Source organism: uncultured Clostridium sp. (assembly GCF_934754915.1).
Taxonomy (GTDB): Bacteria; Bacillota; Clostridia; order Clostridiales; family Clostridiaceae; genus Clostridium.
The window spans coordinates 1-1,643 of sequence record NZ_CAKVKB010000336.1 but is presented as its reverse complement, the minus strand read 5'-3'; the positions used below and the strand labels follow the sequence as shown (position 1 = coordinate 1,643).

Below are 1,643 nucleotides of genomic sequence, written 5' to 3'. Positions count from 1 at the left end.
ATATAATACTCTTACCAGTTTCTTCTTATCTTTGCTATACAATATTTTATTCTCAACGCAAAAATATGGATTTTTACTATCTACAGTGATATTTACATCAAATTGATATCTTACCATTAGTGGATTTATATTTTTTACGTTCTTGCTTATTTTCATACTGCTCTTATACGGTATTCCACAATCTCCTATTGTTTCTAATGAATCAGGTAGTTGTATATTACATCTTTCACTTGCACATTTAAAGCATTTGTTTCCTAGTGTTTTTATTCCCTCTGGAATTATTACACTATTGCTTTTTTCATAGCAAAGCTCTAGATAATTTCCACCAATCAAAAGTTTATTTTCACATTTAAAGTATTTATTCTCTGCATCAACAGTTATATCATTAATAGAACTAGGAAGCCCATCTACATTAATCGCACTAAGAGATTTTGGTAATTCTAGTTTTGTTATATTGTCATACTGCCCAATATTCAATTTGAGTGACTTAATGCCTTCTGGAATCTTAAATGTAGTTATACCTTTTAAGTAGCTACTTGATGCAAATACAACACTGCTCTTGTCTTTTGTCATTAGCATTCCTGATTCATATACAAAATTTTGGTTATCATTTATATTTACATTTATTAATTTTTTACATCCTCCAAATGCCTCTTCACTTATTCCTATTACTGTTTTAGGTAAATCAATGCTTTCTATATTTGTATAAGCAAAACATCCTCCAACTAATCGTTCTATTCCTTCATTTAATGTAATTTTCGATAAGCTAGCGCAACCTGTAAAAGCTTCATTTTCGATTGCTTTGACGCTACCTGGTATATTTATCTCTTTTAAACCTGTCGTTCTAAATGCTCTTGAAGCGATTTCAGTTAAAGAATCAGGAAAATTAATTGATTTCAAATTACTAACATTATCAAAGGCATTTCCTCCAATTCTCTTTATTCCATAATTTAATACTACGTTTTCAAGAGTTGCATTGTATGAAAATGCATAATCAGAAATTTCTTCTACACTCCCTGGTATTATTACCGTTTTCAGTCCTTTCACTCCAGAGAAAGCTCCTGATGCTATCTTAGTTACATTCTCTGGTATTGTTAATGTTCCATCAGAGGCCATTAAATCTAAGTTAGAGCCGGTTGATTCAAGCACGCCGTTTTTTATTTCATACGGATTTGAAGGTATTCCTGCTATTTTAGCAGCTTTTGTTTTCGAAGCATTTGTAGTGTTTATTGTTAGAGTTCCTTTGATTATTTCGATTTCATCTAAATAATCATCCAACATATCAGGTATTATATTTTTTATATTTCCTTCTTTTTTCTCTCCATCATAAGTCAAATTACTTTTTCCTGCGGATAGCGTATCTTCTTTAAAATCCCCATTTTTTTCTACTGATTGAGCCATCTTCCATTGCTCAACTTCCTCATTATAATTTGCAAATTCTGTAGCCATTTTTGTTACTTTGGCATTGTTTATTATTCCATTATCTGAGGTTAACGTTGCAATTGTGACTCCCGATAATATTAATAAAATTATAATCGTAACAACCATTGCTATTAGAGTAATAGCTTTATCATTATTTTTTATATATTTTGAACTTTGCATTATATAAAATTTCTCCATAAAAAATCTCTCATCCCTTGTAG

At 30.2% G+C, this 1,643-nt stretch carries 1 protein-coding gene; it reads right to left on the bottom strand.

Annotation, left to right across the window (positions count from 1 at the left end; translation table 11 throughout):
- Positions 1 to 1,620 (bottom strand): leucine-rich repeat domain-containing protein (locus tag Q0F58_RS19510; protein WP_294379758.1); only part of this gene is annotated, 1,620 nt, incomplete at its 3' end.
- Between the last annotated feature and the right edge of the window lie 23 nt (positions 1,621 to 1,643).